The sequence below is a fragment of the Streptomyces lincolnensis genome, from assembly GCF_021173675.1.
In the GTDB taxonomy this organism is placed as follows: Bacteria; Actinomycetota; Actinomycetes; order Streptomycetales; family Streptomycetaceae; genus Streptomyces; species Streptomyces lincolnensis_B.
Window position 1 is genome coordinate 62,439 of sequence record NZ_JAIHON010000011.1, and the last position, 15,190, is coordinate 77,628.

The 15,190-nt window shown below is 70.4% G+C and carries 13 protein-coding genes and 1 pseudogene; 9 read left to right on the top strand and 5 right to left on the bottom strand.

The window, feature by feature from the left end; translation table 11 throughout:
* The first annotated feature begins 81 nt into the window (after positions 1–81).
* On the top strand, positions 82–1,020 hold the full coding sequence (locus K4B79_RS31135) for an alpha/beta fold hydrolase (protein ID WP_232030631.1): 939 nt from the start codon (positions 82–84) through the stop codon (positions 1,018–1,020).
* Between the two features lie 129 nt (positions 1,021–1,149).
* A complete protein-coding gene (locus K4B79_RS31140) occupies positions 1,150–1,902 on the top strand; it encodes a phosphotransferase family protein (protein ID WP_232030632.1) in 753 nt (250 codons plus the stop codon).
* Positions 1,903–2,199: 297 nt separating this feature from the next.
* Here K4B79_RS31140 and K4B79_RS31145 read toward each other — a convergent pair whose 3' ends face one another.
* A complete protein-coding gene (locus tag K4B79_RS31145) occupies positions 2,200–2,847 on the bottom strand; it encodes a response regulator (protein ID WP_232030633.1) in 648 nt (215 codons plus the stop codon).
* Entirely contained in the window at positions 2,844–4,067 is a 1,224-nt protein-coding gene (locus K4B79_RS31150) for a sensor histidine kinase (RefSeq protein ID WP_232030634.1), read from the bottom strand. The genes K4B79_RS31145 and K4B79_RS31150 overlap by 4 nt, the downstream gene beginning before the upstream one ends.
* 178 nt (positions 4,068–4,245) lie before the next feature.
* Here K4B79_RS31150 and lgt point away from each other — a divergent pair, with 178 nt between their 5' ends.
* A complete protein-coding gene (gene lgt / locus K4B79_RS31155; RefSeq protein ID WP_232030635.1) occupies positions 4,246–5,085 on the top strand; it encodes a prolipoprotein diacylglyceryl transferase in 840 nt (279 codons plus the stop codon).
* A gap of 52 nt (positions 5,086–5,137) precedes the next feature.
* Positions 5,138–5,515: a DUF6069 family protein gene (locus tag K4B79_RS31160; protein WP_232030636.1), complete on the top strand. Its 378-nt coding sequence runs from the start codon at positions 5,138–5,140 to the stop codon at positions 5,513–5,515.
* 205 nt (positions 5,516–5,720) lie between these two features.
* Here the strand turns inward: K4B79_RS31160 and K4B79_RS31165 are convergent, their stop codons facing one another.
* Both K4B79_RS31165 and K4B79_RS31170 read right to left on the bottom strand, forming a co-directional pair.
* Positions 5,721–8,921, bottom strand: coding sequence for a glycosyl hydrolase family 95 catalytic domain-containing protein (locus tag K4B79_RS31165; RefSeq protein WP_232030637.1), 3,201 nt, complete (start codon positions 8,919–8,921; stop codon positions 5,721–5,723).
* A 573-nt stretch (positions 8,922–9,494) separates the two neighbouring features.
* Entirely contained in the window at positions 9,495–10,106 is a 612-nt protein-coding gene (locus tag K4B79_RS31170) for a TetR/AcrR family transcriptional regulator (protein ID WP_232030638.1), read from the bottom strand.
* A 655-nt stretch (positions 10,107–10,761) separates the two neighbouring features.
* Between K4B79_RS31170 and K4B79_RS48370 the strand changes: the two genes are divergently transcribed.
* Positions 10,762–11,970 (top strand): SDR family oxidoreductase, encoded by a 1,209-nt coding sequence (locus tag K4B79_RS48370; RefSeq protein ID WP_308280541.1) that lies wholly within the window; start codon positions 10,762–10,764, stop codon positions 11,968–11,970.
* Between the two features lie 549 nt (positions 11,971–12,519).
* A pseudogene (locus K4B79_RS31180) lies at positions 12,520–12,756 on the top strand (IS110 family transposase); the annotation flags it as partial.
* Between the two features lie 27 nt (positions 12,757–12,783).
* On the opposite strand, the gene K4B79_RS31185 reads toward K4B79_RS31180, so the two are convergent.
* A complete protein-coding gene (locus tag K4B79_RS31185; RefSeq protein ID WP_232030639.1) occupies positions 12,784–13,206 on the bottom strand; it encodes a YjbQ family protein in 423 nt (140 codons plus the stop codon).
* A gap of 124 nt (positions 13,207–13,330) precedes the next feature.
* On the opposite strand from K4B79_RS31185, the gene K4B79_RS48690 reads away from it, so the two are divergent.
* From K4B79_RS48690 to K4B79_RS31195, 3 genes are all read left to right on the top strand, one after another.
* The gene (locus tag K4B79_RS48690; protein ID WP_349817350.1) at positions 13,331–13,414 is read left to right on the top strand and encodes a putative leader peptide; all 84 of its coding nucleotides are present in this window, start codon (positions 13,331–13,333) and stop codon (positions 13,412–13,414) included.
* A gap of 158 nt (positions 13,415–13,572) precedes the next feature.
* The gene (locus K4B79_RS31190; protein WP_232030640.1) at positions 13,573–14,460 is read left to right on the top strand and encodes an ABC transporter permease; all 888 of its coding nucleotides are present in this window, start codon (positions 13,573–13,575) and stop codon (positions 14,458–14,460) included.
* Positions 14,433–15,188, top strand: a complete 756-nt coding sequence (locus K4B79_RS31195) for an ABC transporter ATP-binding protein (RefSeq protein ID WP_232030641.1) — start codon at positions 14,433–14,435, stop codon at positions 15,186–15,188. The genes K4B79_RS31190 and K4B79_RS31195 overlap by 28 nt, the downstream gene beginning before the upstream one ends.
* Positions 15,189–15,190 lie beyond the last annotated feature (2 nt).

The window sequence follows — 15,190 nt, forward strand, 5'->3', positions numbered from 1 at the left end:
CCGGAGCCTCGCGCCGCCTGATGCGTGTGATGCCTGATGCGCGAGCGATGAGTTCGGGCGGCGGATCGGGTCCGTCCTGGCATGACGCGAATCACCACTGTCAAGGCCAATGAGATCACCTTGGGCATCGAGTCGTTCGGAGACGACGACGCACCGCTCGTCCTGCTCGTGGGCGGGACGACGATGCTCTCCTGGCCGGACGCACTGTGCGAGCGCCTCGCCGCCGGCGGGCGCCGCGTGGTGCGCTACGACCTGCGCGACAGCGGGGAGTCGACGGGGGCGGACCCGGAGGCGCCCGCCTACACCCTGCGCGACCTCGCCGCCGACGCGGCCGCCCTCGCCGACGCGCTCGGTGGCGGACCCGCGCACCTCGCGGGGATCGGCGTCGGCGGGATGGTCGCCCAGGTGGCCGTACTCGACCATCCGCGCGCGTTCTCGGCGCTCACCCTGGTCGGCACCCGCGCGGTGGCCCCCGGCCCGCCCGACGACGACCTCCCCGACCACGACCGGGCGACGATGAGCCGGCTGTTCGCGCGTCCGATGCCCGACTGGACCGACCGTGAGGCGGTTGCGGAGTTCGCCGCCGGCGGCGCGGAGATCCGCGGCGACGACCCCGCCGCCGCGCGTGCCGTCGCCGCGCGCGTCTGGGACCGCACGCCCGGCACCGCGCCCGCGGTCCAGATGGCCAACCAGCTGGGCATGGTGTTCTCCGGGCTCGACTGCACACCCCGCTGGCGCGAGCGCCTGCCCGAGATCGAGGTCCCCACGCTGGTCGTCCACGGCCACCGCGACCCGTTCTTCCCCGTCGGCAACGGCGAGGCGATCGCGCGCGAGATCCCCGGGGCCCGGTTGCTCGTCCTCAAGGAGGCCGCCACGGCGATCCCCGATGCGGCGGTCGACGAGGTCGCCGAGGCGATGCTCACGCTCGGCGGACCGGGCGGCACCGTCGTCGCCGATCCCGGCCCCTCGGACCACAGGCGGTCCAACGCCGAGCACCCAGGTCCACCATCCGCACCCTGACAGCCGCTTGTGCCTGTGCGGCGACGGCCGCCACTCCCACGGGCGGACCGGCGCCGCCCGCGCCCTGATGACCGGCCCCGAGCACAAATCCGGCGACGTCGGCGATCACCCCCGGGATACTGGTCGCCCATGGATGAGGTCGAAGTCGTAGTCGCCCATGCCGAGCGCACGACCCTGCGTGTCGGCGACGTGTTCCTGAAGGTGGACGCCGATCAGGCGCGCCTCGACGTCGAGGTCGAGGCGATGTCCCTCGCGCCGGTCCCGACGCCGGAGGTTCTGTGGTGCAGGCCGCCCGTGCTCGCGATCGCCGCCCTCCCCGGGACGACGCTCGGCCGCCTGGGCGGGCCGTCGACCGGGTCGCCGACGGCGTGGGCCGCGGCGGGCGCGGCCATCCGGACCCTGCACGACGCACCGCTGCCGCCCCGGACCGGCCGGGCCGGCCGGAGCACCGCCGCGCTGACGGCGGAACTCGACGAGGAGTGCGACCGGCTCGTGACCCACGGCCTGCTGCCCGCCGACCTGGTCACCCACAGCCGCCGGGTCGCCGAGGCCGCCCTCCGGCCGTGGACTCCGGCGTTCACCCACGGCGACCTGCAGATCGCGCACGTCTTCGTGGACGGCGACGAGGTCACAGGCATCATCGACTGGTCCGAAGCGGGACAAGGGGACCCCCTGTACGACCTCGCCACCTTCACACTCGGACACGAGAAGCATCTCGACCACGTCATCGCCGGCTACGGCACCGATATCGACATCGACCTCGACGTGATCCGCGCGTGGTGGTCGTTGCGCAGCCTGCTGGCGGTCCGCTGGCTGAGCGAACACGGCTTCGACCCCTTCGCGCCGGGCTGCGAGGTCGACGTACTCAGATCCCTCATGTGAGGCCGCGCGGCCCGCCTGGCGACGACGAGCGGCTCGTCGCCGTGCTCGTCCTGAGTGCTGGCGGGATACCGAGGCGCAGGAGTCAACTGTAGTAATTCCATGACCAGTCGGTGAAGGCAGTATCGTCACCACACGACTGCTGGTCTCCGGCGTTCTGCTCGGTCTCGCCGGCCTGGCTGCCGAGCAAGCCCACGGTTGTGGGGTGGTTCGTGTTCTCGAGCGGCGCGCGACGCCGCGATCTCCTCGGCCTGTCTCCCGCCGGACTGCCCCAGGCCCCCTGTGCCTTCAGCAAGGCCTTCAGTCCATGCGGATGATTCCCCTGCCCAGTGCGGCGGTGACGGCGGCGGTTCGGTCGCGGACGTCGAGCTTGGCGTAGATGTGCAGCAGATGGGTCTTGACGGTGGCCTCCGACAGGCGCAGGACGCGGGCGATCTGTCTGTTGCTCTGCCCGCGGGCCACGGCGGACAGGACTTCGAGTTCCCTGCCGGACAAGCCGGCGCCCCGGTCGCCGCGCATATGGGCGAGGACCTTGGCGGCCACGGTGGGCGACAGTGCCGCGCCTCCCCGGGCCGCGGTCCGAACGGCCTCGCAGAGCTCGTGTCGTCCGGTGTCCTTGAGCAGGTAGCCGACTGCGCCGGCGTCGATGGCGGCAGTGATGTCGGCGTCCGTGTCGTAGGTGGTCAGGACGAGTACCCGCACCTCGGGGTGGGCGGCACGGATGGCGGCGGTCGCGGTCGTGCCGTCCATGCCGGGCATCTGCAGGTCCATCAGCACGACGTCGGGTGCGAGTGAGGCGGTCTGGCGCAGTGCCTCGGCGCCGGTGGCGGCTTCGCCGACAACCGTGAGATCGGGCTGGGTGGAGAGCATGGCGGCAAGCCCGTCACGGACCACGGGGTGGTCGTCGGCGAGGAGGACTCGGATCGTGGGACGGGCCGACGTCCTCATGACGTCGTGGCCATCCGCTCGGTGCCCGACACGACTGAGAGGTCGGAGGCGGAAGGCTCGACCGGGAGGGGCACCGTGACGGCGACGGTCGTCCCCTCGCCAGGGGAGCTTTCGACCGCGAACGTGCCGTGCACAGCGGCAACGCGCTCCCGCATGGTGATCAGGCCGACGCCCGTATGCCGGGCAGCGGGTGCGAACCCGGTGCCGTCGTCCTGGATGTCGATCGCCAGGACGTCACCGAGGTACGACAGCGTGACCGAGACACTCATCGCTCGGGCGTGCCGCCGGGCGTTGGTCAGTGCCTCCTGTACGACCCGCAGCAACTCGCCCTCGGTACTGGGAGGCAGGGCGTCCGGGCGGCCGGTCACCACCGTGTAGGCCTCGGTGCCGGTCTCCTCCGCGAGCCGGGCGGTGAGTTCACGGACCGCCTCTGCCAGGTGCGTGCGGTCCAGTGGCGCCGGGCGAAGAGCGTGCACGAGGCGGCGGCTCTCCGCGAGGTTGTCCCGGGCGGTGCGCATGGCCTGCTCGACGCGGCGGCCCGCAGGGGAGTCGGGTGGCAGGTCGTCGCGTGCGGCGTCCAGCAGCATGGCGATGGAGGCGAACCCCTGGGTGAGCGTGTCGTGGACCTCGCGGGCCAGGCGCTGGCGTTCGGCCAGGGTGCCCGCCTGGCGTTCCGCTGCCGCGCGTTCGGCCTGGGTGGCGGTGAGCTCGTCGAGGAGTCGCTGCCGCTTGTGACTCTCGTGATCGAGGGTCGCGACGTAGCAGGTGATCGTGACCGCCACGGCGGTACCGAGTACGCATCCCGTGAGCGCCCGCACGTCGACGGGGCCGTCCGTGGTCAGGCTCTGCCACGACCAGCCGGCGCCCAGCACCAGCACCCCGCCGGCCGACCACCAGGCCCGCCGCAGCAAGTACGGGCTCAGCACCGCCATGGCGACCGGGAGGAACGCGGGGTCCACCACGGCCATGACCGCCCACCCGGACAAGGCCCCCACGAGGTAGGGCAGCGGCGGGCGGTCGGCGCCACCGCGCAGCACGATCCAGTACACGTACCAAAGGGCGAGCCCCACTGCCGGGCCGATCCGCGACAGCGCGGCGCCGGTCGTCATGTTCGCCCCGGCCAGCGCACCCGGCACGGACAGGGCGAGCACGGTGACGAAGAAGGCGTGCTGCCCCATGGTCTTCCACCGCTGCCGGTCCCACGCCTGTTGCAGTGCCATGGCCCACAGAGTAGGTGCAGCCGCGTAGCGGCAGAATCAGCCGACCAGCGGGGCGGGTTCACCGATCGGTGGACGAAGGGCGCGTCGATCGGTCGATGTGCGGGAGGGGCGCGGGCGGCGACGATCAGCCCCGCAGCCGATGGCCGGCTGTTCCACCGCCCCTCGTGAGGAACTACCCGTGACCCTGGCCTTCATCCCCAGCCCGTCCGTCGGCGAGGTCCAGCTGGGGCCGCTGCCCCTGCGCGGTTACTCACTGATGCTGATCCTCGGCATCGCCGCCGCCGTGTGGCTGGGTGGCCGTCGATGGGCCGCACGCGGCGGAGAGAAGGCCGTGGTGACAGACGTCGCTCTGTGGGCGGTCCCCTTCGGCGTGGTCGGCGCCCGCATCTACCACGTGATCACCTCCAGCGAGGCGTACTTCGGCAAGGGTGGTGATCCGGCCAAGGCCCTGTTCATCTGGGACGGCGGTATCGGTATCTGGGGCGCCGTCGCCGGCGGTGCCGTCGGAGCCTGGATCGGCTGCCGCCGTAGCGGCGTTCCCCTGTCCGCGTACGCCGACGCCGTCGCTCCCGGCATCGCACTGGGGCAGGCCATCGGCCGCTGGGGCAACTGGTTCAACCAGGAGCTCTACGGGCGGGCCACCGCCCTCCCCTGGGCCCTGGAGATCGACCCCGCGCACCGGCCTGAGGACACCCCGAACCTTGCCGCTTATCACCCGGCGTTCCTGTACGAGTCGTTGTGGTGTCTCGGCGTGGTCGCCCTGGTCCTGTGGGCGGATCGCCGTTTCCGTCTCGACCGGGGGCGGGCGTTCGCGCTGTACGCCGCCGCGTACAGCGCAGGTCGCTTCTGGATCGAGTACCTGCGGGTGGACGAGGCCCACCACATCCTCGGCCTGCGCCTCAACGACTGGACCGCGCTGCTGGTTGTCGCTGTCGCCGTCCCCTACCTCGTGGCTACGACGCGGCGCGCAGCCGGCAGGCGTGACGCGTCGACGTCGGCCGTCTCTTTCAACAGGTGAATGCCACCAGTAGCCCCAGGAACAGACGCTCCCCTCTCGTCCGGGTCCGATCATGGTGGCGGGAGGTGTGTTCGTCGCCTTCCTGCTGTCCTCTCTGGTGAACGCGTTGATCACCGTGCTGTCGCACGCGTTCGGTGCGCCGGACAACTTCGGCCCGTTGGAGCCCTCGGCGTACGTCTTTCTGACCGCACTGGGAGTGCTGGGAGGATCCGTCGGGTGGGCCCTCGTCCGCAGGTTCTCCCCCGATCCCGAACGGCTGCTCCGCCGACTGGTCCCGTCGGTCGTCGTGTTGTCCTTCGTCCCGGACCTTTTCCTGTTCGGCGAGGGCGAGGTGACCGGTGTGGTGGCGCTGCTCCTGATGCACGTCGCGGTCGCGGTGATCGCAGTATCGACGTACTACAGGGTCATGCCGCTGAGCTCGGTTCGGTGACCAGACGCCGGTCGGCACCTGGGCCGCGCTGCGAGGTGCCTCTGCCGCCTGCCTGTGGGTTCACCATTCGATGGCGGCAACAGGTCCAGGCCGCGCCTGGCAACGCAGCGAGGCGTTCTTCGGCGGCGACGGCGGCGACGCGGGACGGGAACGGATCCGTGTTCGCCGTCATGGCCCCGCGACCGCCGTCTGCGCTTTGTCGCCTTCAGGGCTTGGTCGGCTTCACCTTCCTGTCGGCGCCGTTCACCCGCACGGTGATGTGCCCCTGGTTCCGTGCCCGGTCGGCCACGATCTTGTAGGACGTGACTTTCCCGTTCCGCCATGCGCAGCTGACCTCGTAGCCGCCGCGGGCGCGCAGTCCGGTGAAGGAACCCCTGGCTTTCCAGGCGTCGGGCAGGGCGGGCAGCAGGTGGATGACGTTGTCGTGGCTCTGCAGGAGCATCTCCGCGACGGCGCCCGTGATGCCGAAGTTGCCGTCCATCTGGAAGGGCGGGTGGTTGCAGAACAGGTTGGGCAGCGTGTTGTAGGTGAGCAGTCCGCGCAGCATGATCTGGGCGCGCCTCCCGTCGCCGAGGCGGGCGAAGAGGGCCGCCCGCCAGGGCCAGGTCCATGAGCGGCGGCTGTCGCCCGACACTGTCGCGGCCGTGAACGGGACGCCTTCCTTCTCGCCGCACCTCGCCTTGAGCGAGACGAGGGCGGCGGCCGCGAAGTCGGGTGCCTTCGGGGTGATCTGGCGGCCCGGGTAGACCGCGAAGAGGTGTGAGGTGTGGCGGTGGATGTCGGTGGGGCTGTCGATGTCCTCCTGCCATTCCTGTAGTTGGCCCCACTTGCCGATCTTGTTCGGCGCGAGGCGCCCCTGCATGTCCGCGACCTTGGCCCGGTAGGCGGGGTCGGCCCCGAGCGCGGCCTCGCAGTCGAGGTAGTTCTGGAACAGGTCCCAGATGATCTGCTGGTCGTACATGACGCCGTCCTCGCGCGGCCCGTGCTCGGGGGACCAGCCGTTCGGCGCGACGAGCAGTCCGTCCTCGCGCTCCTTGAGGTGGTCCTCCCAGAACTCGCAGATCTCCTTGATCATCGGGTACGCGACAGTACGCAGGTACTTCATGTCCTGGGTGAACGCCCAGTGTTCGTAGAGGTGTTGGGCGTACCAGGCGCTCGCGACGGTGTTCCACTCCCACGCGTTGCCGCCGAAGATGCTCTGGCTGGTGCGGGCGGTCCAGCCGCGTGTGTCCTCGCCGAAGGCGTTGCGGGTCGCCACGCGGCTGGGCACCGCCACCTGCCTGATGAACCCGACGAGCGCCTCGTGGCACTCCGGCAGGTTCGCGGTCTCCGCTCCCCAGTAGTTCATCTGGACATTGATGTTGGTGTGGTAGTCGGAGGCCCAGGCCGGTGAGTTGCTGTCGTTCCACAAACCCTGGAGGTTGGCGGGCAGGCCCTTCGGGCGCGAGGAACTGATCAGCAGGTACCGGCCGTAGTCGAACATCGTCTGTTCGAGGGTGGGGTCCTCACCGCCCGCCGCGTAACGCGCCAGCCGGGCGTGGGTCGGCAGGGCTACGACGGCGTCGTCGGAGGTCCCCCAGTCGACAAAGACGCGGTTCATGAGGGCGCGCGTCTCGGCCGTGTGCTTCTCGCGCAGCTCCCCGTAGGAGCGGGCGGCCGCCTTGTCGAGTGTCCTGGTGATGACCGGTTCGGGATCGGCTCCGCGCCACCCGGCCGCGGCGTCGAGCTTGTAGTCCGTGCGGGCGTCGAGGAGCAGGGTCAGGCTTGTGCAGCCGCTGAACCGGAGGGCCGACCCGTCGGCGCGGACGTCGCCGTCGGTGTGCACGACCTGGACGGTGCACGCGTGCTTGAGGCCGTTGCCCATGACTCCGCGGAAGGCGACCCGCCGGGCGGCGGCGTCGACGGTCGTCGGAGCCTCCTGCTGTCCGGACGTCAAGGAGATCGCTCCGGACAATCCCCGGTCACTGTCCGAGGTGTATCGGAAGACCATGACGTCCGCGGACCGGCTGGCGAACGCCTCCCTGAGGACGCGCCGTCCCGGCGCGCCGAACCGGGTGACATGGATACCGTCGAAGAAGTCCAGGGCGCGCTGGTAGTCGACGAACGTGCGCTGCGTGCGCGTGTCGAACCCCCCGCCTCCCAGGGCGACTTCCGCGATCTGGAAGCCGGTGGACGACTCGCCGGGGGTGAAGGTGAGCCGGTAGGTGCGGTAGGCGGTGCTGTTGGTGATCCGGAAGGTCCGGCTCTCACCGCGGTCGGCGAAGGGCGCGCCGGGGTTCTGCGTGTCGAGGGTCACCCAGGCCTGCCCGTCCTGCGACGCCTCGAGCGTCCATCGCCGTGGGTCGTCCTGCGGACGGTCCGGGGCCGCCGTCAGCGTGTACGAGGTGACGGCGACCGCGCGGGGCAGGTCGGCCTGCCAGACGATCTCCGGTGCGGCGGCGTCGACCCGCCAGACCGTGGCGGCATCGCGGTCCACCGAACACGAGATGTCCATCGCCTGGGCCGCGACCCCGGCACCCGATCCCTCGGAGTGACCGCTCGGCGACGACAGGTACAGCGCGGCGCCGCCGAGGTCGACGCCGGACAGACCGATCTCGGCCACCTGGAAGTGGCTGACCCCTGCCTTCGGGACGAAATCGAACCGGTAGAAGCGGTACGACCCGCTGGTGGCGCAGGTGAACTCCTTCGTCTGGAAACGGCTCTCGAAGGGCGCCGGCAAAGTGCGGCTGTCCAGCGTGGTCCAGGCGGATCCGTCGGCGGAACCGGACAGCGTCCACTCCTGCGGGTCGCGCTGGGGCACATCGTTGGCACTCGTCAGACGGTAGGAGGGGACCTCGACGGGCTCGGGGAGCTCGACCTGCCACTGCACCCTCGAACCGGGCCCTTCGATGCACCACTTGGTGCTCGCGTTCCCGTCGTACGACTTCTCCACGCCCTCCGACGAGGAGGTGCGGTACGGCCCTCCGGGGGCCGTGACCTTCGCACGGTCGGCGAAGGTGACGACGACGTCGCCGAAGTTCCGGTACGAGCCGAAACCGGTCATGCCGGTGTCGAACGCGCTGTCGGGCTTGCCCGCGAGCGCGTTGTCGTAGTTGTTGACCCCGCCCCACAGACTCTGCTCGTTGAACTGGATGCGCTCCTGGTCGGGGTCGGCGAACAGCATGGCGCCGAGTCGTCCGTTGCCGATCGGCAGGGCCTGCGACTGCCAGTCCAGGGCGGGGACCGAGTACTTCAGCGCCTTGCGCGACAGGGTCGGCCACCGGACGGCCGCCGACGCGGCGGAAGTGGCGGCGAAGGCCGACCCCGCAGGGGTGCCGCCGGCCAGTTGAGTGATCAGGGGTGCGAGGGCGAGGGCGCCGCCCAGCTTCAGGACGCTTCTTCGCTGCGGTTGCGATGCTTGGGGCACAGCAAGATCTCCCAGCCATGGGTGTGCGACACGAGGGGAAGTGCAGCCTCTTCGAATCCTCCGAGGGACACGTCATCTTTGCCACGGCATAGATCGGATGTCTAGAGGGCTGCAGCATCAACTCACGCGAGTAGGTCAGGCAATTCGGCAGGCCACTCTGGCGTGATGAGATAAAGAGCTTCCCGCGCGGCAACCGGGCTCGGAAGTAGTAGAGGTCAGCGAGAAACTCACCAATACATCGGATGTCAGCCATCTTGACTGGCCGCGTCGATGAACGTCAGGCGAACTCGCCACTCCCCAGGATTCCGGTCGTCGACGGTCATGGACGGGCCCGGAGTGCCCGCCCCGGCCGCACTGCCGAGGGGATCTGGGTGTACGAACCCTCGGTGGCGACGGTGTACCGGCCCACCGCCGGGACAGTGCCGGGACAGTACCCGTGCCCGGCGGCATCGGCGTCCGACTGCCCTGTGCCGTGACGCTCGCCGACGCCGCCTGCAAGCGCTCGAAGACCTGCGGAACCGACCCGGCGGAGGCCGAACGCCTGCCGTACCCACACGGAAATCGGGCTCCCGGTCACTGCTCGCAGACAGAAGACCCAGGCGCCTGCCGTGCTGCTGGGGGAAGGGTGGTCGGCGAGACGCGCAACCCATCGACGACCAGGGCGAGATTGCGTCTGCGGTCCGCGCCATCGGGATCGCTCGGACGCACCGTGGCCAGAACCATGACGATCACCGCCGCCAGGTCACGAACCTCCAGTTCCGGTCGCACCGCTCCCGCCTCGACGGCGCGGCGCAGCAACCGCTCAAGGGAGGACAGGTAGTGGCGCACGCCCTCGACATCGAACGCGTCGGACTCCCGGGCGATGGAGAGGATGACCTGCCGTCGAGCCAGCACATCGATGCCGGCCTCCAGCACGTCGACGAGATCTCGCCACGGATCGTCGGTGTGTGCCGCTGCCATGGGCTGGATCTCTGTGGTGAGGACGTAGTCCAGGACGGCCCGGACCAACTGGTCGCGCGCGCGAAAACGCCGGTAGACCGTCATCACACTCACATCCGCGCGCCGAGCGATCTCCTCAAGGGTGACCTCCGGCCCGAGTTCCTCGAACGCGGTGACCGCGACACCGACGATCCGCTGGTAGTTACGAGCAGCGTCCGCCCTCAAGGTCCGTCCGTCCGTCGCCATGACTGCACAGTAATACGCGTCTCCAGGCGTCATGACCGCGTGCACTCCAGCAGTCGTCCGACAGCGCCTGGCCGTTCCGCTCTGGCCTGATCGCCAAATAAGTGAAAGGTGACTAACACTTGCCGGGTAAACGATGCTACGGTCCCGGCATGACAAGCAACCTTGTCCAGATCAAGGACAATGTCGCCGTGATAACCGGGTCCGGCCGCGGCATCGACGCCGCGACGGCCGTGGCACTCGCCGAAGCAGGCGCCGACGTGGTCATCGCCCCGCGCACGAAAGGGGGATCTGGCCGAGGTGGCCGCGCGGGTGGCGAAGACCGGCCGCAGGGCCCACGTCGTGCCCGCCCGCCTCAGCGATCCGCAAGCGGCGGCAGACCTGGCACATGCGGCGGTGGAGGCCTTCGGCCGACTCGGTTCACCGGCGCTGAGGCGGCAGCCACCTCCCCGCCGAGCGCGGGGCGGTGGAGCGCCTCCTGGCACCTCTTCTCCCGCAAGGTGTCGACGGGATGCGCGGCAACGAACCAAGGCCACGGCGTGCTCGGGACCACGTCCGGAGCGTTCGTGAAAGCCGCAAGGCTTCCCTGTCGCGCCACCCCCTAGCGCCTACCACCTCTTGTACTCACGAAGGCATCGCCCACCGGCCCGAGTGAGTCTTGGCGCGTGACGCCGGCGCGCTCGGGCCGGCGGGCACCGCCGCCTTCGACGGTCTCGCCCTGCTCGGCCCGCTGGAGGGCAGCACGGCGCTGATCTCCGGTGCCACCGGCGGCGTCGGTGCCATCGCCGTGCGACTGGCCGCGGCCCGGGGCGCGAGGGTGAGCGCCACGGCCGAGCCGGGTTCCGAGAGCGACTTCGTCTCGACGCTGACCGACGCCGAGGTGACCGTCATCGACTACACCCACGACGTGACCGCGCAGGTCCGGGCGATCGCCCCAGACGGCGTGGACGCGGTGCTGCACCTCGCCGGCGACGCGGCCGAGCTCACCGCGGTCACCCGCGACGGCGGCGCCATCGCCTCCGCCCTCACCGTCCCCGATGCCTCGGAGGACCGCGAGCTGCACACCGCCACGATCCAGTCCAACCCGACGCCGACACCCTGTCCACGCTCGCCGGGCAGGTCACCTCCGGCGCCCCAAGGAGTCGGTGAACTCGGAGTTCGACCCGGAGCATGCCCCCGAGGCAATCGCCGCGTTCGGCGCCGACGCCCTCGGCAAGATCGCGATCACCGTCGCCCGACCAGTCCGTATCCCAGACGCTTCCCCCACGAAAGGACTATCACCATGCCCAGCATCGCCATCGTCGGAGCCGGCCCCGGAATGGGCCTCGCCATTGCCCGCACCTTCGGCTCGCGCGGCTACGACGTCGCTCTCATCGCCCGCAACCGCGCCAAGCTCGACGACCTCGTCGGCCGGCTCACCGCCGAGGGCATCACCGCCGCGGCGTTCCCGGCGGACGTGCGCGACCACGACGCGCTGACCCAGGCCCTCAAGGACGCCGCCACCCGCTTCGGCGGCATCGACGTCCTGGAGCACTCCCCCGCTCCGAGCATCGACTCCGTGGGCCTCACCTCCCCGTCCCAGACCAGCGCCTCCGATGTACAGGGATGGATCGACTTCCTGCTCTGCAGCGCCATCACCGCCACCCAGGCCGTGCTGCCCGCGATGCGTGAGGCCGGCGCGGGCACCCTGCTCTTCACCAACGGTGCCGGCTCGGTCGACCCCATCCCGATGCTCGGCAACGTCAACCCCGCCCAGGCGGCGCTGCGCAACTGGGCGCTCAACCTGCACAAGGAGCTGGCCGGCACCGGTATCCAGGCCGCGCACGTCGCCATCGGCGTGTGGGTCGGCGCGGGCGGCCCTCCCTAAATCCCGACCGCCGAGGCCGAGGACATCGCCCCTCTCTACTGGGACCTGCACACCCAACGCGACGAAGCCGAGCGCGTCTTCACCGGCTGACGCCTCCCAGCTCTTCCCCTGTTGATGTTTTCCGCGGTCCTGCAAGAGGGCCGCTGGCCTCCGGCCCGGCATGGCTGCTCCCCCCTGTCGAACGGATGACCTGGCGGGGGTGGTCCTACGTTGTTGATGGGTCGGATGGGCTGTCGTACGGTCCGGAGGATCCGGTGGCCCCGGGTATGGCTTGGGGGTGGTTGCCTTCGATGGTTCCTGTGACACCTGGCCGCCCGGGACCGCACGACGACTCGACCACTGATGAGGAGCTGCGAACCCACGGGTGTCGCTGAGTAGGACCATGCTGGCGGGTTCGTCCGGATGCACACAGTACGCCGAACGACCCGAGGAGCCCCATGGCCTGGCACCGGGCGGGTACTGACATCGGCAAGGCCCACCACCACACCGTCGTCCGGGACGCCCGCTGCAAGGTCACCTACCTGCCCGGACTCGCGATGCGGCGGATCTCCGACCCGCACCTCCAGCCGGATACGCGGCCTGCTCACCCAGTTCCACCCCAGCCCGGAGCGCGTTCTCGGGCCGCGTCTGGACCATCAGGCCGTGACCTGGCTGCTGGAACGACACGGATCCCCGGCCGCGCTGCGAAAGGCCGGACGCCGCAGGCTCGTTGAGGTGATCCGGCCCAGGGCCCCGCGCATGGCCGCCCGACCGATCGACGAGGTCTTCGACGCGCTCGACGAGCAGCGAGGCACCCCGTCAGGACGATCTCGCTCACCCCAGGAAGCTCAACCTCACCTGACGGTTGGCGTTGTCGACGTTCGTGTCGACCAGGCACACCGACTGCCACGTCCCCAGCTCCAGCCGTCCGCCCACCACCGGCAGGGTCGCGTGGGGCGGGACGATGGCCGGGAGGACGTGGTCGCGGCCGTGGCCCGGACTGCCGTGGCGGTGTTGCCAGCGGTCGTCGGCGGGGAGGAGGGTGTGGAGGGCGGCGAGGAGGTCGTCGTCGCTGCCGGCGCCGGTCTCCAGAATCGCGACGCCGGCTGTTGCGTGGGGCACAAAAATGTTCAGCAGGCCGTCGCGGCCGGCGGCGGCTTCCCGCAGGAAGGCCTCGCAGTCGCCGGTGAGGTCGACGACCCGTTCCGTGGAGCCGGTGGCCACGTTCAGGACTCGGGTGGTGAAGGCGTCTGACATGCCTTCCATCCTGACGCACGGATCACTCCTCGGCCACGAACCCCCGGCCCGCCGTCTCGGACGAGGGTCCACTCCGCGAGACACCCGTTGACCATGGCCACGCCACATCGCTACGTTCAGCCGCATGTTGCGTTCAGCCTTGCTCACCACGCGCGGTCACATCGACCTGCTGCGGGTGGCCTCCGCCGCGTGTCGCCGCGGCTGCTGACGCCCCTCTTCTCCCCTTCTCTTCCCTCTCCTTCACCCGGCGCACCCGTGCGTCCGAAGTGTCGATGACATCCCGGGGCTGACCCCCGGCGTCACGAGTCTCCGACGCACGCCGGCCCCCTCCCCCGTCACCGGACCCTCACCCGCCGTGGAGTCCTCATGAGCATCAGCCATGCCCCGCCCGGATCGACAAAAGATGATATTCCGGGTATCTCACCACCCGACGGCGCCGACGATCAACATCTCGGCCTCGAACCCATCGCCCCCGTCTCCTCCCGCCGCGCCCGCGTCCCCCGCTGGCTGCGCCGCACCACCGGCCCCCTTGTGCTCCTCGCCCTGTGGCAACTCCTCAGCAGCACCGGTGTGTTGACTCCGGACGTGCTCGCCTCGCCGGGGCGGATCGCCGAGGTCGGACGGGACCTCGTCGCCGACGGTTCGTTGCCCGACGCCATGGCCACTTCGCTGCGCCGCGTGGCGGGCGGGCTGGTGCTCGGGACCGTCATCGGCACTGGGCTCGCCCTGCTGTCGGGGCTGTTCCGGGTGGGTGAGGACCTCGTGGACGCCCCCGTGCAGATGCTGCGGACCGTGCCCTTCGTGGGGCTCATCCCGCTGTTCATCATCTGGTTCGGCATCGGCGAGGCGCCCAAGACAGCCATCATCACGCTCGGTGTGACCTTCCCGCTCTACCTCAATGTCTACGCCGGTATCCGCGGCGTGGACGCCCAGTTGATCGAGGCCGGGGAGTCCCTGGGGCTCTCGCGGTGGGGGCTCGTACGGCATGTGATCCTGCCGGGCGCGCTGCCCGGAGCGATGACCGGGCTGCGCTACTCCCTCGGCATCGCCTGGCTGGCGCTGGTCTTCGCCGAGCAGGTCAACGCGGATTCCGGGATCGGCTTCCTGATGGTGCAGGCCCGGGACTTCCTGCGCACCGACGTGATCGTGGTCTGCCTGATCGTGTACGCCTTCCTCGGCCTGCTGGCCGACTTCATCGTCCGCTCCCTCGAAAGGCTGCTGCTGCAATGGCGACCGACGTTCACCGGCCGGTGACCACCTCCCCGGTGACCACCTCCTCGGCCGTCCGGGTCGAGGGGCTGACCCGGGCCTTCGACGGCCGTGCCGTCATCGACGACCTCCGACTCGACGTCCGGCAGGGCGAGTTCGTCGCCCTGCTGGGCCGCAGCGGCTGCGGCAAGTCCACCCTGCTGCGGATCCTCGCCGGCCTCGACCGGGACATCGAGGGCACCGTCCTGGTGCCGCGCCGCAAGGCGGTGGCCTTCCAGGCGCCCCGGCTGATGCCGTGGAAGAAGGTCTGGCGCAACGTCCTGCTGGGCCTGCCCGGCAAACCCGAACGCGCTCTCGCCGACAGGGCCCTGGAGGAGGTGGGCCTCAGCCAACGCTCCGACGCCTGGCCCAAGACCCTCTCCGGAGGTGAGGCCCAACGCGCCTCGCTGGCCCGGGCGTTGGTCCGTGAGCCCGATCTGCTGCTGCTCGACGAGCCGTTCGGCGCGCTAGACGCCCTGACCCGGATCAACGCCCAGCGCCTGGTGGGCGAGTTGTGGCAGCGCCGCGGCTGCGCGGTCCTGCTCGTCACGCACGACGTCGAGGAGGCCGTCCTGCTCGCCGACCGCGTTCTTGTGATGGACGACGGAGTCATCGCGTACGAGCAGGAGATCGACCTCGACCGGCCGCGGGACATCACCGACCCCCGGTTCGCCGAACTGCGCGCCGGACTCCTGGAACGGCTCGGTGTCGACCCGGCCGCCGAAGCCGCCTGATC

Bases quoted from the DNA above. Each gene is read 5' to 3' on its own strand.
- K4B79_RS31190 (WP_232030640.1), top strand. From the start codon at position 13,573: ATGAGCATCAGCCATGCCCCGCCCGGATCGACAAAAGATGATATTCCG.
- K4B79_RS31135 (WP_232030631.1), top strand. From the start codon at position 82: ATGACGCGAATCACCACTGTCAAGGCCAATGAGATCACCTTGGGCATC.
- K4B79_RS31195 (WP_232030641.1), top strand. From the start codon at position 14,433: ATGGCGACCGACGTTCACCGGCCGGTGACCACCTCCCCGGTGACCACC.
- K4B79_RS31145 (WP_232030633.1), bottom strand. From the start codon at position 2,847: ATGAGGACGTCGGCCCGTCCCACGATCCGAGTCCTCCTCGCCGACGAC.
- K4B79_RS31170 (WP_232030638.1), bottom strand. From the start codon at position 10,106: ATGGCGACGGACGGACGGACCTTGAGGGCGGACGCTGCTCGTAACTAC.
- K4B79_RS31140 (WP_232030632.1), top strand. From the start codon at position 1,150: ATGGATGAGGTCGAAGTCGTAGTCGCCCATGCCGAGCGCACGACCCTG.
- K4B79_RS31150 (WP_232030634.1), bottom strand. From the start codon at position 4,067: ATGGCACTGCAACAGGCGTGGGACCGGCAGCGGTGGAAGACCATGGGG.
- K4B79_RS31160 (WP_232030636.1), top strand. From the start codon at position 5,138: ATGGTGGCGGGAGGTGTGTTCGTCGCCTTCCTGCTGTCCTCTCTGGTG.
- K4B79_RS31185 (WP_232030639.1), bottom strand. From the start codon at position 13,206: ATGTCAGACGCCTTCACCACCCGAGTCCTGAACGTGGCCACCGGCTCC.
- K4B79_RS48690 (WP_349817350.1), top strand. From the start codon at position 13,331: ATGTTGCGTTCAGCCTTGCTCACCACGCGCGGTCACATCGACCTGCTG.